General features: G+C 51.5%; 39 protein-coding genes. 6 read left to right on the forward strand and 33 right to left on the reverse strand.

Annotation, left to right across the window (positions count from 1 at the left end; all coding sequences use genetic code 11):
- Positions 1-3 precede the first annotated feature (3 nt).
- The 4 genes from JK232_RS02190 to JK232_RS02205 are packed head-to-tail and all read right to left on the reverse strand — an operon-like array spanning position 4 to position 3,288.
- On the reverse strand, positions 4-360 hold the full coding sequence (locus JK232_RS02190; RefSeq protein WP_212588725.1) for a hypothetical protein: 357 nt from the start codon (positions 358-360) through the stop codon (positions 4-6).
- Between the two features lie 10 nt (positions 361-370).
- A complete protein-coding gene (locus JK232_RS02195; protein ID WP_101815131.1) occupies positions 371-1,438 on the reverse strand; it encodes a major capsid protein in 1,068 nt (355 codons plus the stop codon).
- An 11-nt stretch (positions 1,439-1,449) separates the two neighbouring features.
- Positions 1,450-1,881, reverse strand: coding sequence for a hypothetical protein (locus JK232_RS02200; protein WP_212588726.1), 432 nt, complete (start codon positions 1,879-1,881; stop codon positions 1,450-1,452).
- A gap of 3 nt (positions 1,882-1,884) precedes the next feature.
- Positions 1,885-3,288 carry a DUF2213 domain-containing protein gene (locus JK232_RS02205; RefSeq protein ID WP_212588727.1) on the reverse strand — a complete coding sequence of 468 codons (1,404 nt, stop codon included), beginning with the start codon at positions 3,286-3,288 and terminating at the stop codon, positions 1,885-1,887.
- A 76-nt stretch (positions 3,289-3,364) separates the two neighbouring features.
- Between JK232_RS02205 and JK232_RS02210 the strand changes: the two genes are divergently transcribed.
- Positions 3,365-3,565 (forward strand): hypothetical protein, encoded by a 201-nt coding sequence (locus tag JK232_RS02210; RefSeq protein WP_212588728.1) that lies wholly within the window; start codon positions 3,365-3,367, stop codon positions 3,563-3,565.
- Here JK232_RS02210 and JK232_RS02215 read toward each other — a convergent pair.
- Genes JK232_RS02215 through JK232_RS02230 form a run of 4 tightly spaced genes read right to left on the reverse strand, consistent with a single transcriptional unit; the run spans position 3,558 to position 7,937 of the window.
- Positions 3,558-4,436, reverse strand: coding sequence for a phage minor head protein (locus tag JK232_RS02215; RefSeq protein WP_212588799.1), 879 nt, complete (start codon positions 4,434-4,436; stop codon positions 3,558-3,560). The genes JK232_RS02210 and JK232_RS02215 overlap by 8 nt on opposite strands.
- 37 nt (positions 4,437-4,473) lie before the next feature.
- Positions 4,474-5,907, reverse strand: a complete 1,434-nt coding sequence (locus tag JK232_RS02220) for a DUF1073 domain-containing protein (protein ID WP_420847726.1) — start codon at positions 5,905-5,907, stop codon at positions 4,474-4,476.
- A 10-nt stretch (positions 5,908-5,917) separates the two neighbouring features.
- A complete protein-coding gene (locus JK232_RS02225) occupies positions 5,918-7,381 on the reverse strand; it encodes a phage terminase large subunit family protein (RefSeq protein WP_212588729.1) in 1,464 nt (487 codons plus the stop codon).
- On the reverse strand, positions 7,368-7,937 hold the full coding sequence (locus JK232_RS02230) for a terminase small subunit (RefSeq protein WP_212588730.1): 570 nt from the start codon (positions 7,935-7,937) through the stop codon (positions 7,368-7,370). Before JK232_RS02230 ends, JK232_RS02225 begins: the two co-directional genes overlap by 14 nt.
- 32 nt (positions 7,938-7,969) lie before the next feature.
- Here JK232_RS02230 and JK232_RS02235 point away from each other — a divergent pair, with 32 nt between their 5' ends.
- Entirely contained in the window at positions 7,970-8,404 is a 435-nt protein-coding gene (locus JK232_RS02235) for a DUF6173 family protein (protein ID WP_246538179.1), read from the forward strand.
- Between the two features lie 113 nt (positions 8,405-8,517).
- On the opposite strand, the gene JK232_RS02240 is transcribed toward JK232_RS02235, so the two are convergent.
- From JK232_RS02240 to JK232_RS02275, 8 genes are all read right to left on the reverse strand, one after another.
- The gene (locus JK232_RS02240) at positions 8,518-9,045 is read right to left on the reverse strand and encodes a KilA-N domain-containing protein (protein WP_212588731.1); all 528 of its coding nucleotides are present in this window, start codon (positions 9,043-9,045) and stop codon (positions 8,518-8,520) included.
- A 197-nt stretch (positions 9,046-9,242) separates the two neighbouring features.
- Positions 9,243-9,440, reverse strand: a complete 198-nt coding sequence (locus JK232_RS02245) for a hypothetical protein (protein WP_212588732.1) — start codon at positions 9,438-9,440, stop codon at positions 9,243-9,245.
- A gap of 172 nt (positions 9,441-9,612) precedes the next feature.
- Positions 9,613-9,897, reverse strand: a complete 285-nt coding sequence (locus JK232_RS02250) for a hypothetical protein (protein WP_212588733.1) — start codon at positions 9,895-9,897, stop codon at positions 9,613-9,615.
- Between the two features lie 144 nt (positions 9,898-10,041).
- Positions 10,042-10,329 (reverse strand): hypothetical protein, encoded by a 288-nt coding sequence (locus JK232_RS02255; RefSeq protein WP_212588734.1) that lies wholly within the window; start codon positions 10,327-10,329, stop codon positions 10,042-10,044.
- Positions 10,326-10,670 carry a DUF7940 domain-containing protein gene (locus JK232_RS02260; RefSeq protein ID WP_212588735.1) on the reverse strand — a complete coding sequence of 115 codons (345 nt, stop codon included), beginning with the start codon at positions 10,668-10,670 and terminating at the stop codon, positions 10,326-10,328. Before JK232_RS02260 ends, JK232_RS02255 begins: the two co-directional genes overlap by 4 nt.
- Complete coding sequence (locus JK232_RS02265; RefSeq protein ID WP_212588736.1) at positions 10,667-11,209, reverse strand: glycoside hydrolase family 108 protein; 543 nt, start codon at positions 11,207-11,209, stop codon at positions 10,667-10,669. Before JK232_RS02265 ends, JK232_RS02260 begins: the two co-directional genes overlap by 4 nt.
- Complete coding sequence (locus tag JK232_RS02270; protein ID WP_212588737.1) at positions 11,206-11,442, reverse strand: hypothetical protein; 237 nt, start codon at positions 11,440-11,442, stop codon at positions 11,206-11,208. Before JK232_RS02270 ends, JK232_RS02265 begins: the two co-directional genes overlap by 4 nt.
- Complete coding sequence (locus JK232_RS02275) at positions 11,439-11,858, reverse strand: hypothetical protein (RefSeq protein ID WP_101854410.1); 420 nt, start codon at positions 11,856-11,858, stop codon at positions 11,439-11,441. Before JK232_RS02275 ends, JK232_RS02270 begins: the two co-directional genes overlap by 4 nt.
- A 269-nt stretch (positions 11,859-12,127) precedes the next feature.
- On the opposite strand from JK232_RS02275, the gene JK232_RS23050 reads away from it, so the two are divergent.
- The gene (locus tag JK232_RS23050) at positions 12,128-12,187 is read left to right on the forward strand and encodes a type I toxin-antitoxin system Ibs family toxin (protein ID WP_112041632.1); all 60 of its coding nucleotides are present in this window, start codon (positions 12,128-12,130) and stop codon (positions 12,185-12,187) included.
- A gap of 127 nt (positions 12,188-12,314) precedes the next feature.
- Positions 12,315-12,434, forward strand: a complete 120-nt coding sequence (locus JK232_RS23110; protein WP_476739370.1) for a ribbon-helix-helix domain-containing protein — start codon at positions 12,315-12,317, stop codon at positions 12,432-12,434.
- 272 nt (positions 12,435-12,706) lie between these two features.
- Here the strand turns inward: JK232_RS23110 and JK232_RS02290 are convergent, their stop codons facing one another.
- Complete coding sequence (locus JK232_RS02290; RefSeq protein ID WP_101854412.1) at positions 12,707-13,114, reverse strand: type II toxin-antitoxin system HicB family antitoxin; 408 nt, start codon at positions 13,112-13,114, stop codon at positions 12,707-12,709.
- A gap of 48 nt (positions 13,115-13,162) precedes the next feature.
- Entirely contained in the window at positions 13,163-13,339 is a 177-nt protein-coding gene (locus JK232_RS02295; RefSeq protein WP_101854413.1) for a type II toxin-antitoxin system HicA family toxin, read from the reverse strand.
- A gap of 328 nt (positions 13,340-13,667) precedes the next feature.
- Here JK232_RS02295 and JK232_RS02300 point away from each other — a divergent pair, with 328 nt between their 5' ends.
- Together JK232_RS02300 and JK232_RS02305 are read left to right on the forward strand one after the other, a co-directional pair.
- Positions 13,668-13,844: a hypothetical protein gene (locus JK232_RS02300; RefSeq protein ID WP_165699889.1), complete on the forward strand. Its 177-nt coding sequence runs from the start codon at positions 13,668-13,670 to the stop codon at positions 13,842-13,844.
- A gap of 36 nt (positions 13,845-13,880) precedes the next feature.
- Positions 13,881-14,144 (forward strand): helix-turn-helix domain-containing protein, encoded by a 264-nt coding sequence (locus JK232_RS02305; RefSeq protein WP_101854414.1) that lies wholly within the window; start codon positions 13,881-13,883, stop codon positions 14,142-14,144.
- Positions 14,145-14,278: 134 nt separating this feature from the next.
- Here JK232_RS02305 and JK232_RS02310 read toward each other — a convergent pair whose 3' ends face one another.
- The 15 genes from JK232_RS02310 to JK232_RS02380 all read right to left on the reverse strand — a co-directional run bounded on the left by JK232_RS02310 (position 14,279) and on the right by JK232_RS02380 (position 20,932).
- The gene (locus tag JK232_RS02310; RefSeq protein WP_212588738.1) at positions 14,279-15,046 is read right to left on the reverse strand and encodes an antitermination protein; all 768 of its coding nucleotides are present in this window, start codon (positions 15,044-15,046) and stop codon (positions 14,279-14,281) included.
- Positions 15,043-16,083: a phosphoadenosine phosphosulfate reductase domain-containing protein gene (locus JK232_RS02315; RefSeq protein WP_212588739.1), complete on the reverse strand. Its 1,041-nt coding sequence runs from the start codon at positions 16,081-16,083 to the stop codon at positions 15,043-15,045. Before JK232_RS02315 ends, JK232_RS02310 begins: the two co-directional genes overlap by 4 nt.
- The gene (locus JK232_RS02320; RefSeq protein WP_212588740.1) at positions 16,080-16,679 is read right to left on the reverse strand and encodes a recombination protein NinG; all 600 of its coding nucleotides are present in this window, start codon (positions 16,677-16,679) and stop codon (positions 16,080-16,082) included. Before JK232_RS02320 ends, JK232_RS02315 begins: the two co-directional genes overlap by 4 nt.
- Positions 16,672-16,812: a protein NinF gene (locus JK232_RS02325; RefSeq protein ID WP_165699529.1), complete on the reverse strand. Its 141-nt coding sequence runs from the start codon at positions 16,810-16,812 to the stop codon at positions 16,672-16,674. Before JK232_RS02325 ends, JK232_RS02320 begins: the two co-directional genes overlap by 8 nt.
- Positions 16,796-17,182, reverse strand: a complete 387-nt coding sequence (locus tag JK232_RS02330; protein ID WP_212588741.1) for a phage protein NinX family protein — start codon at positions 17,180-17,182, stop codon at positions 16,796-16,798. Before JK232_RS02330 ends, JK232_RS02325 begins: the two co-directional genes overlap by 17 nt.
- The gene (locus JK232_RS02335) at positions 17,179-17,463 is read right to left on the reverse strand and encodes a hypothetical protein (RefSeq protein WP_212588742.1); all 285 of its coding nucleotides are present in this window, start codon (positions 17,461-17,463) and stop codon (positions 17,179-17,181) included. Before JK232_RS02335 ends, JK232_RS02330 begins: the two co-directional genes overlap by 4 nt.
- Positions 17,460-17,894, reverse strand: a complete 435-nt coding sequence (locus JK232_RS02340; protein ID WP_212588743.1) for a recombination protein NinB — start codon at positions 17,892-17,894, stop codon at positions 17,460-17,462. Before JK232_RS02340 ends, JK232_RS02335 begins: the two co-directional genes overlap by 4 nt.
- Positions 17,895-17,896: 2 nt before the next feature.
- Positions 17,897-18,076, reverse strand: a complete 180-nt coding sequence (locus JK232_RS02345; RefSeq protein ID WP_212588744.1) for a hypothetical protein — start codon at positions 18,074-18,076, stop codon at positions 17,897-17,899.
- Entirely contained in the window at positions 18,073-18,318 is a 246-nt protein-coding gene (locus tag JK232_RS02350) for a hypothetical protein (protein ID WP_212588745.1), read from the reverse strand. Before JK232_RS02350 ends, JK232_RS02345 begins: the two co-directional genes overlap by 4 nt.
- 43 nt (positions 18,319-18,361) lie before the next feature.
- Positions 18,362-18,535, reverse strand: coding sequence for a hypothetical protein (locus tag JK232_RS02355; RefSeq protein ID WP_212588746.1), 174 nt, complete (start codon positions 18,533-18,535; stop codon positions 18,362-18,364).
- Entirely contained in the window at positions 18,532-18,675 is a 144-nt protein-coding gene (locus JK232_RS02360) for a hypothetical protein (protein WP_212588747.1), read from the reverse strand. Before JK232_RS02360 ends, JK232_RS02355 begins: the two co-directional genes overlap by 4 nt.
- Positions 18,675-18,914: a hypothetical protein gene (locus JK232_RS02365; RefSeq protein ID WP_212588748.1), complete on the reverse strand. Its 240-nt coding sequence runs from the start codon at positions 18,912-18,914 to the stop codon at positions 18,675-18,677. The genes JK232_RS02360 and JK232_RS02365 overlap by 1 nt, the downstream gene beginning before the upstream one ends.
- Complete coding sequence (locus JK232_RS02370) at positions 18,911-19,606, reverse strand: replication protein P (protein ID WP_212588749.1); 696 nt, start codon at positions 19,604-19,606, stop codon at positions 18,911-18,913. The genes JK232_RS02365 and JK232_RS02370 overlap by 4 nt, the downstream gene beginning before the upstream one ends.
- Positions 19,603-20,517, reverse strand: a complete 915-nt coding sequence (locus JK232_RS02375; protein ID WP_212588750.1) for a replication protein — start codon at positions 20,515-20,517, stop codon at positions 19,603-19,605. Before JK232_RS02375 ends, JK232_RS02370 begins: the two co-directional genes overlap by 4 nt.
- A gap of 76 nt (positions 20,518-20,593) precedes the next feature.
- Positions 20,594-20,932 (reverse strand): hypothetical protein, encoded by a 339-nt coding sequence (locus JK232_RS02380; protein ID WP_212588751.1) that lies wholly within the window; start codon positions 20,930-20,932, stop codon positions 20,594-20,596.
- Between the last annotated feature and the right edge of the window lie 83 nt (positions 20,933-21,015).

The raw sequence follows: 21,015 nt of genomic DNA on the forward strand, positions 1-21,015 counted from the left end.
TACTTATCCTTTTTTGGTGGCCTCTGCCAGAGCGGCTTCTGCATCGTCTGCGCGCTTGGTTTCAGCAGCCAGTGCATCAGCGTGTGCTTTCTCTTTCGCCTCGGCATCGGCCTGCTGCTGCTTCAACGCGGCCTGTGCTTCATCCAGTTGCGACTTAAGCGCGGAAGTATCAGTAGCAGCTGACGGCGTGGCGACTTCGAACTGCAGCGCTTCACCCTTTTCTTTCGAAGTCTCTGCTTTGCCATCGGCAATCCACTTTTCAGCAATCGCCTTATCAACGTCATAGACCTTACCGGCCTCCAGTTTCTGGAAGCCGGCACCGGCAAAAAGGTTCGTGGACAGAATTTTTACAAGTGCCATTGGTTACTCCTTAGGAGGCGTGAATGACAGAGAACTTGTTGTTGATGTCCTGCTTGACCATCAACCCCATCGCACCCCAGGTGCGCCATACGTAATCGCTGTTGTAGTACTGGCGCGGGTCTGCAACGGTCCCGATTGCCTGGCCGACAATTGGCGCGATAACACCTGCAGTCAGCGGAACAATCAGGATTTCATTGCCGGACAGTTGCGCATCTTCTTTGATCGCCGCAATACCGGAGAGCTTCAACAGCTCTTCCAGCACGGTACGGGTGGCGTTCACGTCGAAGTAACGTTCGAGGTTCGACATGATTTCCGCGGAGACGTACCACGTCTGGGGTGCGTACTGGCTGTTAGTGACACGCACCACATCGCGCAGAGCGATAGCGTTGGTACGCAGCGCAACCGGGTCAGTACTGGTCGCAAAGTTAAAGGTCAGGGTTGCCTGAGCAACACGCTCATCGTTTTTCAGGCCTTTCCAGGTCAGACCGTCAAACTGGACGTAATTACCTTCAGAATCACGGAAGCCGTTGAACATGTAGTCAACGTACTGGCGCTGTACGTCTTCGACCGAGCCACGCTGAGCATCAGCCTGAGATTGCAGCGCAGATGGGCTGTTGAAGATCGGGTCACGCCAGGTGAATTTGAAGCCGGAATCATGCACCGGCACCATGGTGCCGTCGAAGGTATAGGACTTGGCATCCAGCGCCGCGCCAATCTGACCAGACATAGACGTATGCGCCCAGCCACGGCCACCGGTACGTGCATAGTCGTAGCGGGATTGCTCAATGCGCACAGAGCGGGAAAGCGGCATCAGGTCGTTTAGCAGCGTGAACTGCGTGTTGGGTTCAAACTGCGCCAGCACAGTGGTATCGAAGGCACGGTACAGGCGGCGAATATCATCAACGGCATTCACAGCATCCAGACGGCCTGCATCTTCACGAATGCCACGCACACGCCCGAGGAAATCAGCAGCAGCCTGGGCGCCTTCGTTTCGCGCCATTTGCAGCTCAGCAAACTGAGCCTGGTTTACTTCAAGGTTGCCGGTGCGCTCACCGACAGAACGGGAAAATACAAACATTCAGGTGCTCCTTACTTGAACACAACGCGAATCAGATCGCCGGCTGCCGCGGTAGTGGCCCGATCTTCCTCGACATAAGCAAATACAGCAGCCCCATCAGCTACTGCAGTGATACGGCCACTCGCCACAGCAACCGGCTGACCTTTGGTATAAATGCCGGCAGCGGCACGCACATTCAGAAACAGCCCTGGTAACGGCTGGATCGCCACAACGTGTTCACCGACCGCAATAGCATCATCAGCGCCCATGCAGCGCAGGTAATCCATGTTCGCCACGTACAGAATTGCGCTTTCAGCGCCTGCTACAGATGCGGTGAACTTACCCGCATCAAAAAAGCCGATGGTGCCAGGCAGGGTGACTGCCGCCGCGGCACCTTCACGGTTGAGAAGCGGGTTCGGGAAGATGCCGCCCGCATGAATTACATGCTTTCCATCTTTAGCCATTTTTTACTCCGGCATTTCGCTGAGGGATTGAGTTGAGTTGACCTGGCGGAATGCACCATTCAGGCCGGTAGAGGACTGGCATTGCGCATAGAGGCCATCCAGCGCCGCACCATCAAGGGCGTTGACTGCGACATCATCCAAGCCGAACTTGGCTTTTACAGCTGTACGCTTTTCACCTTTCTCTTTGTCAGCATTGGCGTTCAGGCTGTTAACGACTGTGTCAACTCGGTCGGCTAACGCTTTCGCCCAGGCTGGCATGTCCTCGGCATTGGTAGCAGCCTCTTTAGCCTTCTTATCGCCAGTTTCCTTTTTCTCGCGGGCTGCTTTCTCTTCAGGTGTTTCGTTTTTTTCAATGGCCTTTTCGGCAGTCATCTGGTTATAGGCGCCCATCAGTTCTGCATCGGTTTTGCCTTCAGTCGGCTTACCCGCGGCTTTGAGCGCGTTTACGATCAGGTCTTTCATCGGATTCTCTTCTCCGTTGGTTTTAATTTCGTACTCAGTAGGTTTGCGCACGACTTCTTGTGGTTCGCCGACGAATTGGGCTACGCCGTCATCATCGATGAGATACTTCTGCTTGAAATAACGGGTGTCATCCCGGTAGATGAAGGTGTCCGGCCAGACTGTTTCAGGCCAAAGCCACTTATCATCCGAACGCCCTTCCCGTAGCTTGTCGCCAATGGCGCGCTGGATGTCGTCGAATGAGAAGTTGGAGGCATTAGTGAAATAGAACTTTGTCTTGTTGAGCAGGCCTTCTTGTGTGCAGTTAGATGCTGCCGCGAGGTCTACAAATGCTGTTTCCACTTCCTCGGTTGAGTTGTCCGCGTTCACGAAGATACCAACACCTTCTGCTGGGGTTGCAGCGCCGGGCTCATCCAGCAAGACGGCCACATGGTCAAAGCGCATGTTTCGCGCCACCCACGAATAGCTCTTACCTTTCGATTTACCCTTGTTCTGCTCGCGGCTCAGAAGGAGCCCGGTAGATACGTGGATGGGCTCTGCGCCAGCGTTCGCCTGCAGTTCCTCAAGTCGCTCAATCAATCGCTTACCGTTGGAAGAAGATTCCGCATAACGCTTGTTGACCTTCATATCCATGACAACGCGATCACCATCCTTTCGGACGTTTTCAGCCCATGCGCCAACATGGAATTTGTTCACTGCTCGTGGGTTGCTGGCACTGACGTACTCGCCACCAATCTTTGGGTGTCCGAAAGGCATGTGATTGCCTTCGAGGGTCTGAAATGCTTTGTTAATTTCCTCAGCCGGATACAAACCGCCATTCATGACAACGTCATCAACGACAGGCACAACGCCACGAATGACGATATGCTCGTCACCGTCGATGGTTTCATTTGAGATGTTGGCAGAGTTGATGGCGAGGGATTTAACGTGGATGCTGGATAGCTTCACGCTTCTTCCTCAAAGTTGTTGATTGGATAATTAATGAGCGCTAATTTCATCTCTGATTATCAATCAAGAGGTGCTCATGGATATTTATAAAGTGACTTATAAATTTAACGGCGATGACACTTATCGTGATGTGAATATTGAAAGTAACCAACAGCCATCTATCACCGATGCTCAGGTAATTCAGGCAGCTATGCGTGATTCTGCTCGTTATTCTCCTGTTTCATCTGCAACCACTATTAACTCACTACAAATTTTGATGGTTACTAAGGTTAATTAGCTTCCCATTTCCCTCGCTCCTTTCCAAGCCGATCAATCAGGCCGGGGTTTTCTACCCGGCCATTCTCATTGAGAATGATTGGTATCTGGCTGCAATAGCAGCGATAGCGGTTACCATTGGTGGCATAGAAGGCCTCAACCTCTTCAGTGGTGTACGTGTTGCCATGCCTGGCTGCATGCCATCTGCGTGTCGTAGGCTTCAGTGCAGAGAGCCAGAGCAGCCTGGTATTCAGACCCAGCCTTTCTCTTGCCCAATCTGTCTCAAGCCATTGGGCTTTACGCAGTGCGCCGACCTGCTCTGTCTGAGCTATGTTCTTGGCTCTGTCCATAGACACATCAAGGCGTTTACTAATGATACCCGCGGTTTCTCGCGGGTTAACACCACGCCCGATTGAATCTGATATCACGTTAGCCAGGTCAGCGCGGGCTGCATCACTCAGGCCGCGCCAATCGCTATAGGTAGAGACATAAGCTGCAGCAATCTGGTTCTGGTAAGCCGGGCTGCTGAGTAGCTGTTGCAGCGTTGTCTGCTGCCCATATACCGAGGACTGCACAGAGAGATTTGTGAATGCTTGCCTGGTGCCTCGCTCGTACTCTGCAGCGACATAAGACAGAGCCCACAGGTTCTGGCTGCCACCATCAAGTAAGTGGTCATCCAGGATGATCTGCACCCGCTCCAGCAAGTCGGCCAGTTGAGCCGCTGACATGTCGTAGAGGTATGTGCCGGCGTTCACCTGGTAAATCACATTGCCGTGTACAGCATGACCTTGCTGACCGTTAACCTCTCGCTTTCGGCCAGTCATTCGGGCATCAAGCAGTTGCCGCAGTGCCAGCTTAATCTGGTAATAGCGGCTCTCAATGTCGCGGAACATGCGGTTAACTGACTTGGATGACTGGGTGGGGTCTGCTTTATTGCGGGGTATTACCGGTGTCCGGATTAGCTTCTGGGTCGTCACTTAGCGGGTCTCCGGGAGGTGGCTCAGGCGGTAACTCATCTTCTGGCAAAGGCTCAAGCTCACCTGCCGCACGCACCTCGTTTTGCGTAATCGCCGGTGTGCCATATGCCTGTTGAGTTTTCTGCGCCACGTCTGCCAGTGCCTGCATGTTGCCAATCTTCTCTTTCTCGCTTGGTGCGAGTAAATCAGACCATGCCAGTGTCACTTCACCGGATGATGGCGTGTCAATCACACCCATTGTCCAGAAGCGCTCCAGCACACTTTGAATTACAGCGGTTTGGAAGCCCCAGCGACGGCCATTGCAGCGTTTAGCCCAATCTGATTTATCTTCATCAGAGGCAAGGCGCCCGGTTTGCTGGCCGAAAAGGATGGTGAACGGACATTGGATTGACGACGCGAACTCGTTAGCTGTAACTGTCCAGGTTGGCGCGGGGTCTGCAGCCGCGACAGAAAGCACTGATGATTGCCCTGCCTGCATTACTAGGGCAGCGTCAGTGCCACGGTTCATACGTGCAATCTTATCGTTGAGCGCTTCACCCAGATCTTTAAACCCGGCCTTCTCTGCCTGCGCCTGCAAAGTCTGCATATCGGTTTCTTTGTCGAAGGCGATTCCCAGTTGGCGACTGGCGTTCTTCAGGAAGCCTTCAGCGCTCCCGCCTGATACTTTCTCAAGGTCGAGCAGTTTGTTGTAACCGGCGCGGAGGTAAGGGATGCCAGACAGCATGTTTTCATCTTCCGAACCTTCACACAGGATGATGATGCGATCTGGATGAACCGTAACACCCCGAACGGGGCCGTATGTGCCATCGTCACCAACCGGCTGCTCATTGAAGTTGTAGGAAACGGGCTGCCCGTACGTTTCAGAGAGCGTGTCAGTATCGAAATTGCCAGGCTTAACCTGTGATTCCCATGCTGGGATAAGCTTGACGATGCCCTTCTCTTTCAGGCGAGCGACAACGGCTGTATCTACTGGCTGGCTCCACTCCCGGCCATCACGAAACTGGATCAGCAGCGCTGAATAGCGGCCTACCAGATTGCGGCGGTCAGCATCCTTGATTTTGGCCCAGTGCTTGTTCAGTAACTTGGTGACTGCCTTTTCCCATGGCGTCGTCTGGGTAGACTCTTTCTCTTCATCGCCATCAATGATGGTCGGCTTGTCTACCCAGCACGAATCCAGCAGCTTATGAACTGCGGCATACGCCACGGCATTACGCTCATAGGCACGGTAGTAGCGGTCGAACTCAAGGTTGTCCGGGTAGCCGAACTCATCCCACAGCTTTGTACGCTTCGTGTTGCCGGGCTGGCCGGCATACAGCATCCGCTGCCGCCCTATCTCATGAGCGAGGGCGTTTACGAGGAATTGCTCCCCGCTGCTTAATTCACTCACTGAGTGCTCCTTAGAAGAAGATTGCGCCAGGTGTCTGGCCGCTGAGCTCTGTCATCGCCCAAACAAGCGCATCGAGGCGGTCAGGTGATTTCTTTGCTGTGGTTGGTACGTACTCCATCTGCTGATTTTCCAGCTGATAAAGGTTACCTCGGTGTGCAACACGGCCTTGTGCATAGAGCGCTGATATAGGTTCAGCGCGTGCAAACTTACCCTTACTGGCATGAACACGGATGATCCGCTCCCGGAAGCCGGCATTGCGCAGCGTTTCTTCTGCCATGTCCCCACCTTGGTTTGTTTCAATCACGATGGCGTCTGCATCATGCTGCTTGTAAGCATCCATGGCGCGGGTTGCCCAACCATTGGGGGAGTACTTGCCGCTATAGTCACCGTCTGCAGAATATTGCTTTCTGTCGCCCGTGCCATAAACGCTGGCTGCAACGATGCCTGTTTCATCACTTTCATCGCTGTTGGTGGCTTGCGGGTCGATTGCTATTACCGTACGTGAAAGCGTCTCTATGATATTGAGCGCGTGCGCAGCGGCAATCATGTCCTCAGTCCACAAAGCCCCCTCAGCATTAAACCTGCGTGGGCATTGCATGTACTGCGCTTCAGCAGTGCGACGATGTGAAAACAGTGATACGCGGTGGGACTCGTTGTGCTTGAAAGGCCAAAGCCACCCATTAGGGAGATTGTGCTCAATCGGTATTGCGTGGGTGTTCTCTGGGTACTGCTCCGTATAGCTGAGTGAGTTGTCGATGATTACCGGCAGATTGAGATGATGCCAATGCTCACCACTACCTCCTCTCAGCAGATAACCGCTCAGATCGTGATAGTGGATACGCTGCATTATCACAATCATTGGCGTTGTCTCTATCGCCAGACGTGATTTGATGGTTTCATTAAAACGGTTATTCACACCGTCGCGAACCGTTTCGCTGTAGGCATCATCAGGCTTAACCGGATCATCGATGATCAGAGCGCCCTGCCAGCCTGGCTCCATGTGGCCGGCACGAAAGCCGGTAACCTGACCGGCTGCGGATGATGCATAAACACCGCCGCCGTGCTCTGTCCACCACATAGCCTTACTATCGGCATCATCTCGTAGCATCATGGGCCACATGGCCTGATAGGCTTGCGATTTGACCATGCTGCGTGCAGTCGAGGAATTCAATAGCGCCAGGTTGTGTGAATAGGACAGGTGCATAAAGCGGGAGCGATTGTTCAATGAAAGACCGCGCCCCATCATGTTGATGGTCGCCAGTTCAGTCTTTGTATAACCTGGAGGAACGTTGATGATCAGGCGGTTAATCTCGCCATCAATTACTCTATCCAGGGTCTGCTGAATCACCTTATGATGAGGCGCAACAATCATCTTGCCGCCAGTGCGCTGCTTGAAGAAATAACGGGAGAAGTACAAGCCGTCTTCTTCACACTCTATCTTGCGGGCATAGCTCCGCTGCTCAACAGTCGTCATCCTCCAACATCTCCCGTCGAGCCTGCTTATATTCGTCTTTGCTTAGTACCGCGGCCTCAATTGGGCCACCGTTTTTACCCGTATGCTCATGAGTAGTCTGCTCCTTGAAAGCCATAACAGACACATGCTTACCAAGCAGTTCAAGGTTCTTCACCTTATCCGGCCACTTAATCTTTTTCAGGATGTTCTCCATGGTCGTTTCATCGAAGTTGGTGACGGTAGTGAGAATATCCAGGCCACTTAGCGTTGTTCGCCAGACCTTCGGCCACTCGTGGACCATTTTAAGACCACCGTCATCCTTCAAGATGTCGAGCACGTCCATTTCGTCAATCTCAACCAAGCGGCGCAGCACATAGTCTGCATTTACCTCTACCCTTTCGTTGCGCTCTGATTTAAGGTCGATGATGCGTTGCGCAATGTCTGGTTTTGTGAGGTTTTCACTGCCAATCTTTCGGGCGGTGTTATCGCTGTACCCCGCCCGAATGGCCGCTTGCGTGGCGTTCAAATCGATGAGGTACTCGCGACAGAACATTTCTTGTTTGTCGGTGAGTGCCATTATGCATTCCTGTCTCAGCCGGAAAAAAAATAATGAATCCACTCAATACCTACGATGCATCTTCAGTTATAAGTGAATATGAGTTGCAAAAGATTAGAGCTCAAGCTCAACAAAATTTTGCTGTGAGCGGAAATTTTGCCAATGAGTTTCATCTTCGACTAACTCAATGGATTAATGATTTCCATCGGGATCTTGAAGATGAATATGAAGTAGGTGGCCAGTTGGTTACTTTTGGTCAAACACAGACTTTCACCTTTACTAGCATTGGTTACTGGAATCCATCTTTAATCTCCTTTAGAGGAGTACGCGAAGACGGAAGTCCAATTGAGCTAGTACAGCATGTATCGCAAATAAGCGTATTACTGGTGAGAATGCGACGACACAATCTTGACGAGCCTAAGCGCCCAATAGGTTTTGCAAGCTGGGATGATTATGACCAGCAAGTTCAAGAGTGGGAAAAAAGCTGAGACATGCTATTAACCAATTTTCATCATCGGGCGTACTGTTTGAGTGCGCCCTGTGATGAAAGCCGTTGTGAAAGAGGCTCTCTTTTACATCCCTCAGAATGTAGGGATGTAACTTAGGCAGCTTTTTCTTCCATGAGTGACACCATGTCAGGATCCATCTGCTCGATGATTCGCTCGCGAGCATTGTTCAGCAGCGCCTTGCGTCCGCCCTTACCCCATTTGTTCATGGTGCGGGCGCAGGTGCTAACCTCCTTGCTCTCGTTAGCAATCAGCATATCGAGGCGGTTTAACTGGTTCATATGACTGATGCCATTCAAAACGGCTTCACGGAACGTTCCATAAACTCGAATTTCAAACTGAGGGCTGAGCCAGGCGGCATAACGAATAGCCACCAGTTCTAACCCCCACACACCTTGTTGCAGACCACCTTTGATGATCTGCACCGAAGCGCATTTTTGTGCTTCGGTCAAAGCTTCAGCAAACCGCTTGATTTGAGCACTACGCATGAAGAGGCTCGGCCGCTGGGAATCATTCGCCTCGCCCTTTAGCACTGCCGCGGCGTGCAGGTCGTTAAGGTTGTAGCGTCCTTCACTGTCTACGCGAACCGATACGCCGTTCACAATTACTGTTGGATATGTCATTGCGTTTTACCTTTAAGGAAGATGAGCCTGTCGCACAGAACAGCCGCCACCCGAGAGGCCGCAATGAAACCAACGGTTGTTCTCAGGCTCAGCTTTCTGAAAGGCTCGAGTTATTGTTTGCGCGTGCGAGGCGCATAAAAAAGCCCCGCGAGTAGCGAGGCTGATATTGCCCTTTGTAACGTAGGGTTTGTGAGTTGCTACTGGAAGGTTGCTACGGTTACGCCTTTCTCATTGCAGACATACGCTACCTCACCTTCATCAAGCAGCATTTCATCATCACCGCCCGCCCAGCCCCGGAAGAAAATCATCCGGGAACCTCGTACATAACTGACATCACCTGTGGCCTGAAGGACCGAGATATCGTTGTCTTTGTTGATAGTTTTAATTGTTAACATGTTGTTCCTCTTAGTAGTGGTAATAAAAAAGCCCCGGCAGGAAAACCTGTCAGGGCTGGGTTTAGGGCAAAAAAAAGAGCTGAACCTTTTATAGGCACAGCTCTGCATCTTTCTGGAATTTAACCCATTATCTTGCCCTTTGCAATAACTGAACTTTTTATAATCAGGTTAATTACGCGGGCTTAACCGGTTTGATGAAGGTTTTGGCTAACGCAACCGAATCAGCAAATGCTTCTGCACCAAATACAGACGCTGCATATTTCCCGAAAGCAAAGACTTTCTCTACGTCCTCAGCGGCGTAGTAAACACGCTCTGCTTCAGCCTTCAGGTCAACAACAGGCGTTTCAGCAGTGGTTACGGTGTCGGCAACAGGGGTTGTTGCTGTATCGGTGGTGATCGTGTCAGTCACGATAGGTTCCTTTGTCTCTTTGGTGAGTAGCCATTTGAGCGGGTTCATTTCTTTTCTCCGCAAAGGCGGTCGTATAAATCGTTGTGAGCGTTGATAGCCCGGACGGTGCGGATATCCATTAGCTCTGAGTCTTTACCGTGGGTGTAGATAGGGCTGAAGAGTGTGCAGCTGGAATCAACGGTAACCGTGGGGCTAGTCGTCTGTGTTGTAGCGTGAGGAGTGCAGCTTGTTGCGGCTAGCAGCATCACTGAGAGCAGCGTTATTCGTTTGAGCATCTTTAGCCACCTGTGCATTTTCTTTCTGCTTTTCAGCAACAGCTGATACCTGAGCAGACTCGACCTTAGCCGCGGTTACGTCAGCTTTAGCCTGTGTCTGCGTGGTGCCGATCTTTTTGCCACCGAAGTAGCTCGCGACCAGCGCAACTACAACGGCGAGACCAGTCAGGATCTCTGACCACCATCCGGAGAGAAGTGCTGTCATGGTTTCGTGTCCAGTCGTTGCTTCTGGTTGAGTAACTTCCGCTGACGGATGAACTGCGCCAGCACTGCCATCACCATCAGGAATGAGCCGATGATGCTCAGGTAATTTGGGGGCAGGAATGACTTAATGTCTGGCGGAAGCATGTTCCATCCGGTGAGGGCGGCATCGGGGATCAACTGCATCGCCGCGCTTAATGCTGCGCCGGCGCTTCCCAGCCACACTGACCACGCTTTGAATAGCAGCTTGGCGTGAGCTACAAACTCCAGATTGGTGTATTTGCGGATGAGCAGAACGCCGATAATTATCGCCAAGACAATCAGGAGCCAGATGAGGAATGTCATAGCGCCACCCTCTGCTGAATCCAGCCATAAACAAACGTCTCGTTAGCCACCCTGCTTTCTGCAAGCTCGATATAACGGGCACCCTGAAGGCTGTTTAGTGCTTTGAGCATCACCGTAACGCCTTCATGACTGCGAGCCGCAATGAACGCCCGTAAAGCAGTGATGGTGCGTGGGCCAATCTGGCCGTCTGCCGCAATGTCTGGGTACAGCGTCGCCTGCTGATTGAATACATTCAGACAGCGCTGGAGGAACTTAGCCGCTACTGCCGGCCCCATGTTTACGCCGGTGTCGCAAAGCTCTGCCGCAATCTGCGGTGACAGGGCATTGACCTGATCGAACCGTGGACCAGTCCAGTAATCAGCCTCAAGAATGCTCAGCGCCTGTTGTCGTGACAGGTTCTTCATGTCGCCGGTGTAGCCATGCGCCCGGGCGACCGCTTCAGTGATGCCCCAATTGGTCGCGCCGCCTTTGTCGTTGGGGTTGTTCACGTAACCCCCTTCCTTGCCGAGGATTTCGTTAAAAATGTCGTCTTTCGTCATTTCCCTTCCCCCTCCTTGACCGCTTCATTAACCGCTTGAGGGAGTCGGTCTACTTTCTTGCTGATGTCATTGACTGTCTTGTCCCGCTTATCTGCCCTTAACGAATATTCCGTACTGGAAATGAAGTATCCTGAGAAGCAACCGGCGAGATATATCCCCAGCGCTGAGCTGATAACTATCAGCAGCATTTGCCAGGTAATAAGGGTTTCCCCTTCAGAGTTTTTAATGCTCATCGCTGAACCCCCAATGAGGTGCGAAGATCGGTGATTTCTTTCACCAGATTCATATTGGATATCGTCAACTCTCTTACCTGCTCCTTAAGGCTGTCATTCTGCATCTCAAGGTGCTTCTGGGAGCTTTCGATGATTTGGAGTCGCGCCTGAGTTTCTGAAATGGTTTTCCAGTACTGGCGGATTGTCTCGTCACGCTCTTCTATCTCATCGCGCAACTGGTCGATTTTGGTGTTTGCTTCTAACAGAGCCTTGCTTTGCCACTCCAGCATGTTCACTTGCTGCGAGTCGTTAGCATTGCGGGCGCGGTTACTTATCCAGTAGCGGCTAAAGGCCATCCATCCGTTTAGGCCAACAGAAAGAGCGCCACCCACACTGAGGAGCGTTTCTTTGGTGAAAATTAGTTCAGTGATTGACATGGCCGTCTCCGGCAATCCCGGCAAGACCGGCACTATTGCTGTTGAAAGAAATAAAAGAGCGCTCGCGGTAAAAGGACACAGGACTAAACAGGGGAAATCCATGAGCGCTAAAACGAAAAAAGGCCGCCCGTAGGCAGCCTTATTTTTTATATGTATGAATGCAAAATATAGGTTGACCTATAATATAGGTTTACCTATAATCATCCCATCAGCCAGACGCTGAAACGGGAAGGCCCCTACCGAAGCAGAGGCCAACATGAGGAAGGGTTATGATGAAGTTAATCATCATCCTGATTGTTCTCTTAGTGATTAGCTCCCCAGCTTACTAAGACAGTCAGGCGGAGGGGAGAAATCCCCTCCAACCCACACTCCATAATTTAGGATTTTATCATGGCTCGGTCAATAACTGACATCCAAAAACGCAGCGATGAACGGCGTGGTTTGAAGGTAAAGAGCATGAAGCTCAACGTCGAAACCATCGCGTTACTGGAGCGCCTTGCAGCCCATACTGGTGAGCCTCAATCGGCAGTTGTTACCAGGGCGCTTCAGATGCTGGCCAATGAACTAAAGGTGTAACGAGAAGCCTCCTTCGGGAGGCTTTTTTACAAGCAATAAATGCCTGTTGGGATGTGGTGGCCGGTGCTGTTAAATCCGGCATACGAAATCTTAGCTTTCGTGGGCCTTCCGCGCATCAGCCTGCGCATTCACCACAACGGAAAGAGCACTGCTGTTTGCCGGGTCTATGGATAATCTTTCAAACCATCCCCGCAATGCGTCGCAATACCCTTACCTGTTGGGCTGAAACGAAAAAGGCCGCCCGAAGGCAGCCTTTGAGTAAGGTAGTTAAATCAGGCAACCGTTAGTTCCAACCGCTTACCTAAAGCACTCATCGCTTTCTGGATGGTGTCGATTTTTGTCGTATGGTGCAGGTCGAAGATGCGCGTCACTTCCTGCTTTTTAACCCCCATGCGATTAGCCAGCTCAACTTGCGTCAAGCCAGCATCGACGAAGGCGTTAAGCAGCATTACCTTAGCGGCAACGCTTAACGGCACCTCTACAAAGTCACCAGTTATATCACCAGGTGCCGGAACACTTCGGTTATCTTCAAAGTAAAAATCGAAAGATGTCACCAACGCATCCAGCCCCATCTCCAGCGCTTCCTCTCGCGTATCGCCTTGGGTCAGCGCCTCCGGTATGTCCGGAAATGAAACAAAATACCCGCCTTCACATGGCTCTAGATTAATGGGGTATCGCATATCGTCTTAGTGAATCTCCGCGAGAACCAGCCCCGAAGGGCTGGTTTGTTATTTCAGGCCTAACTGCTTGATTATGCCCTTTCGCAATGGTTCTTTTAACTCAGCGCCGGGATGCCTTGGCATTACGCTTCGCTTCCCGTTTAGTTTCAGCTTCAAGTGGTTTGTACCGTTTGAAACTTCCACTCCCTGAGATTCAAGCCACCGCCTGAACTCGCTTTGCTTCACTACTCCTCCTGTCTGTTGAACATGCAACCATAGTAAGCATTAATGATTACCGAGTCAACATATTTGTTTACCGGAGGGTGGATAATAAAAGTCGCTCTATGGCGATTTTGGATTACTCAGGAAGATATCAACACAACGGTCAAGAGCAATCGACGTTTCTAAAGCGATCGAAATCACCCACTGAATGCCCTTACCGTTGTGCAGAACTCAAAAGACCTACCGGAGTGAACCTTGAATAAAATAAACCTTGACCGCTAGCACCAAAGGGGCTATTATTTATCACATGAGGTAGCGAACAGGTCGCAGCCCAAACCCGAAAGGAAGAACGATGAGCACTAACGAGATGACACAAGCAGAACTGGCAAAGATTAACGCTGAAATTGCTAAGTTGATTGCCGAAACCTCTAAGCTGAACCGTGAAACGATGTGGTATCCCATCGCTGTAGCCAGCGGCCTGATTGGTGCGGTGGCAACTATTACTACCGTCCTGCTCAAATTTATTTAACAGAAGCCCCGGAAGGGGCTTTTTTACAGGTGATTTATGCGACTCATTAACGACTACACACCGCCAACTACGGAAGATTTAAACCAACTCAAAGACAAGCTGGGGTATACCGGCAATCAGATGGCCGACCTGGCGGGCGTTGCAAGTAACAGCCAGTGGCGTAAATATACTGGCGGCGAGTCTCCTCGTGCTATGTCTCCGCATATTCTTTTTTTCATGGCCGCACAGCTCGCGTTAAGCGACGATGAGCTAAACCGCGTGATCAAGAAAATGCAGGAAATTGGTGCGAAAACACAATAGCAAAAAGCCCCGGCGGTCAGGCCAGGGCTTAAATTTCTTAACGAATGCACAAATCCCATCGTTAGAGATAAATTAACACAGTTTCGGGAAAAGTAAATAGCTCGCGATAAAATATCAGGCTATTTCATATTGCGCTATGCAGTCACTTTCGATAAAGCGCTGTTTGCCCAAGCTTCCTCAACCTCAAGCTTGGTCACTAGTGCGTCATAGAACGGTTTTACGCTCTTTTTCCATGTATCGAGGGTCATTGCATCAGTAACTGCCGATAAAGCTCTGTAGGCCTCTGTAGAAGGTATGCGCTCGTATCCTCGTCCAGAGCAGCGCTTGCAATCGCCCATCACCGGCACACCCTGTAATTCGGTTTCTTTCCTGTTGAGGGCTTTCCCGCGCCCGGAACAGTCGTTACATGCCGCAGAGACTACACCGCGCCCCTGGCATGGTTTGCAGCGAACCCGGACAATCTCCCGCACACTGCGCTGCATTCCGCCGAACAGCGGCGCTTTCAGTGAGAACACTTCCGCTTCAATGAAGCCGGCGCCCGTGCAGCACTCACACGGCTTTATGCTGGCGGCACTGCGGCAGTAATCCAGATATGCATAAGTTGCGAGAACTTGCATCACCACTGGTTTAATATCACTCTCAAGCTTGCGAAGGGCTGCAACCCGGTCGCAGGTTTCAAGTGAATGTTTGGTCAGCAGGTTGATCGCCCGATCACTGTCCTGCTTACTGATACCCATCTTCCCCAGAAAAGCGCTGTACCCCATTTCAGCGCGACTCTGAGCCATACCCATTGCCGCCATTACGTCAGTGCCTGTCAGAGCTTCTGAAGCGGTTGCTGGCGTAGTTGCGGTGTAGTTTGGGGATTTCGGAGAGTGGAATTTGATAGCGCTTTCGAGATTCATGCTGCCTCCTGATTAAATAAGTCCATCTGGGTACTGTCTGCGATAAAGGCCTCACAGCTTTCTGAGCAGGAGCCTGTGTCATAGGCTTTATTGCCTTTGATGGTTGTGGCTATATCTTCTCGGCTCATATGGCTAAACAGTGATTCGATGGTTTCGAGTGAATGAGAGTTGCGGTACATGCTGGATATTGCAGACTGGCGGTTGCTTAGCTCCCTGACTTCTTCAGAACGGATAGCAGCATTGAACTGAGCGAGAAGCTCTGGTGCATCACGCATGGCCAGCGCTATTTTGCTGAGGCTCTTCTTAATGCAGAAAACGCAGTTACCTAGGTGTTCCTCGATCTGCAAGTTGAACGGTTGTTTCGCCCACCAATTCAGAATGTCTTCCTTATCGAAATCACTCACCTCTGCCAAAAACCTTTGGTTGAGGCTTCTCATTTTCATGATGCGGTCACTAATGCGGCGGGCATTTACTGTATCCAGAAGGTATCGATCACTGAGATGCTCAACCATTAGTTGCTGATTCCCTTTCTCGCTCAGCTCTTGATAGAGGCTGCGGATTTCAAAGTCATCCATTTTCATTCGACGAAGCACTGACAAAATCTCTTGCCCCCAGATACGAGCAGGCTCATCTGCTCTCATGCCTAGCCAGGTGGTGTAATTGCCTTTACCGAATTTTTCGTTGCAGTACTTTTGAAAAGGCCCAAGCTTCATTCTGTCTGTGCAGAACGGGCCAGTTACGTACGGGAGTCCGTATTTTTTCATCATGCGCACCCAGGGGGTCATGTCATGCTGGATATCTTCAACGTCGACGACCTCATAGCTGTTTGCTCTGCCTAGTTCGTTATTCGGGACAAGCCGCAGGCATGTCAGGTTGATCTGCCAGTTCTGAACAAACTCACGGATGAAATCGTAAGTTTTAGGATGCTCTGCGCCGGTATCCATAAAGATGAATTGCGTTTCTGGATCGAGCTCCAGCATCGTTCTAACCAAAAATGCAGATGTGCGCCCACCGGAAAAGCTGACAACGTTAATCATGCTGCCTCCTGTCGATGTTTTATGAGTTCGCGCAATTTCTTTCTGTAACGCGCTCTGAGCGTGTCGAGTTCTTCGCGGGTGTATCGGTGAGGGTTGTTATCAGATTCGAGTGCTATAACGCGCTGGAGGCCGATTTTCGCTATCAGGTTGATGCGGTATGGCCCGATGTTTCCGGAGTGATGGGTATTGCAGGCTGCACACTGCAAATTGCAGTTGTCTTCATTGAATCTGAGTTGTGATGCCGCCGCTGTCGTCCGGAAGTGACCAGCGTGATAACTGACCGCCGTTGTGCTGCCGCAGCTGATGCAACCCTGCCCTTCATCCCTTGCCCTGATGTAGTCGTTGAATACCCGCTGGGTCATGTTCATCCAGTGGCTTAACGGCTTCACATCGGCTTTGCGCTTGTTCCACTCTTTCCGCTCTTCACGGTGTTGCTTACGGGCTTCACGCGCGGCTTTCTCTTCTCCTTTGAGACGGGTGAATTCGATAGCGCATTTATAGGAGTGGCAGACTTTCTGAGTGGTAGAGCGAGGAGTGTATTCGGCGGAGCATATGGGGCAATTTCGAGCTTTCGGCGGCTTGGTGCCTTTAGCCATCGTCATCCTCCCCTACTGCATAATTGGGGTCGGTCATCTCGAACCAGTCGGCGCAGTTCTGGCAGCAGTAGGTTTCGTCAGCTTCCAGCTTCAGGCCACAGTGGGCGCATACTGGCTCAGGCTGCTTCTGCATATCTGGCCTCCTGCATCATCAGGAAAACAATCATCGCCAAGCGACATGGAGACTCCGGGCAACGCTTCCAGTCGTTATAGGAAGCAATCCCGCGCAAATTGCATGACGCATCCCAGCTAATGCCGTCGTAGTTCAGTTCAATGCCATTACGATGGATAATCGGCCCGGCATCAGCCCATGAGTTGCACGGGTCGAATCGGTTAGGCGCATCGCCGAAACCGCGGGCTACCAGGAGCGTCTTGCCGTTCAGGTCGTACTGAACCGACTCCCGGACATCCTTCACTGAGTAGGCGTTAACCATCTTCGCGCCCAGGGCAATGGCGACCAGTTTGTTAATTTCATAGTCCGATAGTTCGCTGTAATTGTTCATCCATGTCTCCGGTAGATGTTCTGGCATGAGGTCACCTTAAGGCCGGTGAGCCTGGCGATTTCTTTAAACGGCAAACCTTGATGGCGTAGCCTGACTATTTCTTCAATGTCCTGCATGGTGTGGCTCTTGTGGCAGCCGGAAAACAGGCTGATGCCGTGCTTTTTGGCAATACCGCGGATGCTTCCCTCTGTACGACGGAGAATTTTTCCCATCTCTGCTGCGGTGTGGGTGCCGGCCAGCGCCCTAATGCGCTCGACGTGTGCGGCTGTGCAAGGTTTCATGCTGTTGTTCCGTATCTGTTCGCCCATTCAGCAGCCCGTGCAGCTTCGTCGCTGAATCTGACGTTATGCTCGGCACCAAAGGCGCTGATGAGTTCGATTAAGTCCCGCATTTCACGAACGGCCATGCGGCTGGTTGATTGGCCTAAAACCACGAATCCGCCATCAATACCTGGCACCACGTCTTGCTTCTTGAGTGCCGCGGTGAATACCCACTTCCACTCTTCGCTGGTCAGCTTTCGGCCATGCCAATTGACCTGCTCTGAAATATCGTTCAGGCAAGCCCAAAGCTTGGCGTTTTGCGAAATGCTGCGAGTGCGTTCTTGGATGGTTATTACGATGGGTGATTCAGGATTGGCTGGTAAGGTCTGGATGTATTCGATGCAGTTTCGTCGTCGGATAGAGTCAATCAGGAAATAGCTCTGTTTGTTCACGGTTACCTCCCTTCGCTTGTCTCCACGTAGTCGAGTACCAGGTCATGGGCTTTGCTGAGCAGCAGGTCTAGCGTGTGCTGCTGATGCCCGCCCTCACGCACCAACTTCAGGGCTTGGTTGATGTACTGCTGAGCCTCTGTGAGTTGCCTGCGGGGATGGAGGGGAATAATTTCAGCTGTCATTGCTTCTCTCCATGTTTCTGGATAGCCATGATGATGCAGGCAGTGCATAACCACATGGTTCCAATGATTATTTGTTGAGGGTTATCGGCAGCCATCCCATAACCCGTAATGGGTGCGCCGATAATGGCGAGGATGTAAGGCATTAGTTCTCCTGCTTGCTGCGGGCGGCCCGCCATATTTTCCAGCCCCAGCCTTGCGCGCATGACTTTCTTAGCTCGTGCTGCTCCGACAGCTCCTACCACGATAAGAACTCCACCCAGTCCCTTACCAGCTCATCGTTGTTGGTCATTGGCTTTTCCCCTTCAGGGGCCAAAGGTCAATAATCAAAAGCAACAGCGCTGGTCCAATGGACACAATGGCTTGCCATGGTTGAAGGCGCGCATCGCCACCGTAGTGAACAATGAACAGTAGAATGCTTGCTGGAATCCACGCTAAGGCGATTTTGATAGCGGTTATCATGATTCCTCCTGATTGCCGGCCTGCCGCGCTGCGCGCCAAGCAGCTTCCCAAATCGGGGCAACTTCTTCGAAAGAGGCTTCGCCGTCGTACTCATGGACAAACCATTCGAAGAATTTCTTATTCTCAATTTTCTCATCCATCAGAACTTACCTCTGCCTTGTGGTTGGCTGTAAACGCTTGAATGCTCGGTGGCCTCAATGAGCACATCGAAAAGCTTATGGATTCCCTCACAGGCGTCTAATTTCAGGTCTTCCGATGCCGGATCAGCTGCTTTGATAGACGCCACCGTAGTGATTAACCAGTCGCGGAAATCCTTGCCTGTCTGAATATCTCTTGCCTTCGCAGTGTATGGTTCAAGGCTGATAACATTGCTCATCATGATTTCCTCTGCATCCCCAGCTTGGCGCGAATTTCAGCAATCTTTGATAACCCCCTCTCGCTACTCATCGGCAGGTGAAGTTTGGGTATCTGAACAACCGGTGCAGGAATTTGCTCTCCAGCTTCAAGCCGTCGGGACATGGCCGTCAGCTCTTTCCCGCAACGCTTGCGAAGCTCTGACTCGCTGAGGTTATTTGCGCGCATTTCAGAGTAGAGCTTGGTGACCATCCAGTAAGCAGCGTTGCTTTGCCAGGGGAAGGCTTCAGGGCTGTCGTGCATACCGCGGCGAGCGCTGTAATCCAACACCATGTCGTAGAGCGATTCATCATCAGGCAGGCCAGCTGCCCGGATAGCGCCCTGCTTACACCATGCAATGAACTGCCCTGGTGACGGCCAGAACGGTGACTCACTGGCACGGGCATGTTGCATCCCGGCAGAAAGCTGCTGCTTAGTCCGAATACCGTTTTCGGCAAAGGCGGCGATCCACTGGCGCTTAGCCGCTGCCTCATCCCCAGAGTTTTTTAGCGTTGTAGATACCGCTGCTGGGAAGACTTGTTTCAGATTGCTGAATAGCGCATCTACCATCTTTTCCGCGTCAGGATTAACCATCTTCGCTGGTTCAGGCGATGAGCCGGCCATCCGGGCTAAAGCACCGCTGTCACGTGCTGCGATAATCTGCGTCAGATTGCTCATATAAATTCCTCCTCCCATGCCTGCCGATCATTCCAGTGACTGACCGGCTCGGCATCAGGGCGTTGTTGGCGGTTTTTCTGAGTTTGCTGAAGGGCCAGCGTGTCCCACTTCTCACGAAGCTTTGCAGGAGATAGGACGTTGCTGTGCCAGAAGCTATCTGCGTTTGCCCACTTGAACAGGGCGCAGATGTCATGATGGGTAACCTGCTTAACATTGCGAAGCAGTCGAACTGCGTTTGCCCAGTCAGGCCAGCCAGGCTCTTTGGCGGTCGGGCTGACCTTGAGCACCATGGCATAAATCCACTGGGCAGCCTTCAGGTCATCAGCGGTTCCCCATTTGCTGCCAGTGGGTGTGTAGACTGCTGCCTCTGGATTGCAGGAAAGAAATTTTTGCAACCGTCCGTCAGAGGATTCGTGAGAATTCTCGGACGTAGGGTTAATGTCTTTCTTGTCTTTTGTAATAGTGTCTTTTGTGTCCCCCCGTTTTGAGGGATTCGACTCCCTCAATTTGAGGGATGTTTTATCCCCTGATTTAGGGGATTTCCCCTCATTTTGAGGGATGCGCCATTCGGAGACATTTTTATTAGGTCCAAACATGCCGCCCTGCTGCTTTAGAAGCCCCATTCTGACCAGTTCCAGCTTCGCTTCATTGCACCGCTTAACAGGCAATTTCGCTATCTCAGCAATCTGCGAATCGCTTATCCTGTCCATAGGTTTATTCCATCCGTAAGTCTTTCTCAGAACAGCCAGAAGCACCTTGAACTGACGCTTTGTCAGATCAGCTCCTGCATACTCCTCAAGAAGCATGTTCGACAGCTTGGCATAACCATCATCAAGGTCAGCCACACGTTGCTCCACTGCCCGCAAGTCGGGCCTGATTGGTACTACGGTTTTGTGGGCGGGACTAGCCATAAACCACCCCACTGCTGTTTACATATCCAGCCATTTTTGGCATAATTACCTCGTTGAAATTGCTTACATTTCGATACTAGGCCTCGAAGCTGTTCGCGCAGCTCGGGGCTTTTTCTTTTGTGATTTCCAACTGCAACTTTGCGAAGTTCATCGCCGTTGACATCAGCCAACGGTACTCCTCCAGAGATATTTTCTTTTCTCCGCGCATGACAAAATCCTCTACGCCGCTTGCGGCGAGAGTTTCCATGAGTTCTGGGAATTTTTCGGTTCTGCGAAGGACTGTTGAATCCGCTACGTTGAGCAGCGTTGCAACCACGGTTTGACGTGTATTCGATAGCGCCTGGTGCGCGGTGGCCAGGAGATGACGGCCGATAAATACGACGGTGCTCGATTTGCGTGTTGTTGCGTTTTCCATTTGAGATACTTTCCGTATTGAATAAGTAGTTGATTAAGTAGTAAACCGGTTACGATTTGCCTTAAAGGATTACCGCGTTGTCG

Source organism: Nissabacter archeti, assembly GCF_018257325.1.
In the GTDB taxonomy this organism is placed as follows: Bacteria; Pseudomonadota; Gammaproteobacteria; order Enterobacterales; family Enterobacteriaceae; genus Chimaeribacter; species Chimaeribacter arupi.

Bases quoted from the DNA above. Each gene is read 5' to 3' on its own strand.
- JK232_RS02190 (WP_212588725.1), bottom strand. From the start codon at position 360: ATGGCACTTGTAAAAATTCTGTCCACGAACCTTTTTGCCGGTGCCGGC.
- JK232_RS02195 (WP_101815131.1), bottom strand. From the start codon at position 1,438: ATGTTTGTATTTTCCCGTTCTGTCGGTGAGCGCACCGGCAACCTTGAA.
- JK232_RS02200 (WP_212588726.1), bottom strand. From the start codon at position 1,881: ATGGCTAAAGATGGAAAGCATGTAATTCATGCGGGCGGCATCTTCCCG.
- JK232_RS02210 (WP_212588728.1), top strand. From the start codon at position 3,365: ATGGATATTTATAAAGTGACTTATAAATTTAACGGCGATGACACTTAT.
- JK232_RS02215 (WP_212588799.1), bottom strand. From the start codon at position 4,436: ATGTTCCGCGACATTGAGAGCCGCTATTACCAGATTAAGCTGGCACTG.
- JK232_RS02225 (WP_212588729.1), bottom strand. From the start codon at position 7,381: ATGACGACTGTTGAGCAGCGGAGCTATGCCCGCAAGATAGAGTGTGAA.
- JK232_RS02230 (WP_212588730.1), bottom strand. From the start codon at position 7,937: ATGGCACTCACCGACAAACAAGAAATGTTCTGTCGCGAGTACCTCATC.
- JK232_RS02235 (WP_246538179.1), top strand. From the start codon at position 7,970: ATGAATCCACTCAATACCTACGATGCATCTTCAGTTATAAGTGAATAT.
- JK232_RS02240 (WP_212588731.1), bottom strand. From the start codon at position 9,045: ATGACATATCCAACAGTAATTGTGAACGGCGTATCGGTTCGCGTAGAC.
- JK232_RS02245 (WP_212588732.1), bottom strand. From the start codon at position 9,440: ATGTTAACAATTAAAACTATCAACAAAGACAACGATATCTCGGTCCTT.
- JK232_RS02250 (WP_212588733.1), bottom strand. From the start codon at position 9,897: ATGAACCCGCTCAAATGGCTACTCACCAAAGAGACAAAGGAACCTATC.
- JK232_RS02255 (WP_212588734.1), bottom strand. From the start codon at position 10,329: ATGACAGCACTTCTCTCCGGATGGTGGTCAGAGATCCTGACTGGTCTC.
- JK232_RS02260 (WP_212588735.1), bottom strand. From the start codon at position 10,670: ATGACATTCCTCATCTGGCTCCTGATTGTCTTGGCGATAATTATCGGC.
- JK232_RS02265 (WP_212588736.1), bottom strand. From the start codon at position 11,209: ATGACGAAAGACGACATTTTTAACGAAATCCTCGGCAAGGAAGGGGGT.
- JK232_RS02270 (WP_212588737.1), bottom strand. From the start codon at position 11,442: ATGAGCATTAAAAACTCTGAAGGGGAAACCCTTATTACCTGGCAAATG.
- JK232_RS02275 (WP_101854410.1), bottom strand. From the start codon at position 11,858: ATGTCAATCACTGAACTAATTTTCACCAAAGAAACGCTCCTCAGTGTG.
- JK232_RS23110 (WP_476739370.1), top strand. From the start codon at position 12,315: ATGAAGCTCAACGTCGAAACCATCGCGTTACTGGAGCGCCTTGCAGCC.
- JK232_RS02290 (WP_101854412.1), bottom strand. From the start codon at position 13,114: ATGCGATACCCCATTAATCTAGAGCCATGTGAAGGCGGGTATTTTGTT.
- JK232_RS02300 (WP_165699889.1), top strand. From the start codon at position 13,668: ATGAGCACTAACGAGATGACACAAGCAGAACTGGCAAAGATTAACGCT.
- JK232_RS02305 (WP_101854414.1), top strand. From the start codon at position 13,881: ATGCGACTCATTAACGACTACACACCGCCAACTACGGAAGATTTAAAC.
- JK232_RS02310 (WP_212588738.1), bottom strand. From the start codon at position 15,046: ATGAATCTCGAAAGCGCTATCAAATTCCACTCTCCGAAATCCCCAAAC.
- JK232_RS02315 (WP_212588739.1), bottom strand. From the start codon at position 16,083: ATGATTAACGTTGTCAGCTTTTCCGGTGGGCGCACATCTGCATTTTTG.
- JK232_RS02320 (WP_212588740.1), bottom strand. From the start codon at position 16,679: ATGGCTAAAGGCACCAAGCCGCCGAAAGCTCGAAATTGCCCCATATGC.
- JK232_RS02325 (WP_165699529.1), bottom strand. From the start codon at position 16,812: ATGCAGAAGCAGCCTGAGCCAGTATGCGCCCACTGTGGCCTGAAGCTG.
- JK232_RS02330 (WP_212588741.1), bottom strand. From the start codon at position 17,182: ATGAACAATTACAGCGAACTATCGGACTATGAAATTAACAAACTGGTC.
- JK232_RS02335 (WP_212588742.1), bottom strand. From the start codon at position 17,463: ATGAAACCTTGCACAGCCGCACACGTCGAGCGCATTAGGGCGCTGGCC.
- JK232_RS02345 (WP_212588744.1), bottom strand. From the start codon at position 18,076: ATGACAGCTGAAATTATTCCCCTCCATCCCCGCAGGCAACTCACAGAG.
- JK232_RS02355 (WP_212588746.1), bottom strand. From the start codon at position 18,535: ATGATAACCGCTATCAAAATCGCCTTAGCGTGGATTCCAGCAAGCATT.
- JK232_RS02360 (WP_212588747.1), bottom strand. From the start codon at position 18,675: ATGGATGAGAAAATTGAGAATAAGAAATTCTTCGAATGGTTTGTCCAT.
- JK232_RS02365 (WP_212588748.1), bottom strand. From the start codon at position 18,914: ATGATGAGCAATGTTATCAGCCTTGAACCATACACTGCGAAGGCAAGA.
- JK232_RS02370 (WP_212588749.1), bottom strand. From the start codon at position 19,606: ATGAGCAATCTGACGCAGATTATCGCAGCACGTGACAGCGGTGCTTTA.
- JK232_RS02375 (WP_212588750.1), bottom strand. From the start codon at position 20,517: ATGGCTAGTCCCGCCCACAAAACCGTAGTACCAATCAGGCCCGACTTG.
- JK232_RS02380 (WP_212588751.1), bottom strand. From the start codon at position 20,932: ATGGAAAACGCAACAACACGCAAATCGAGCACCGTCGTATTTATCGGC.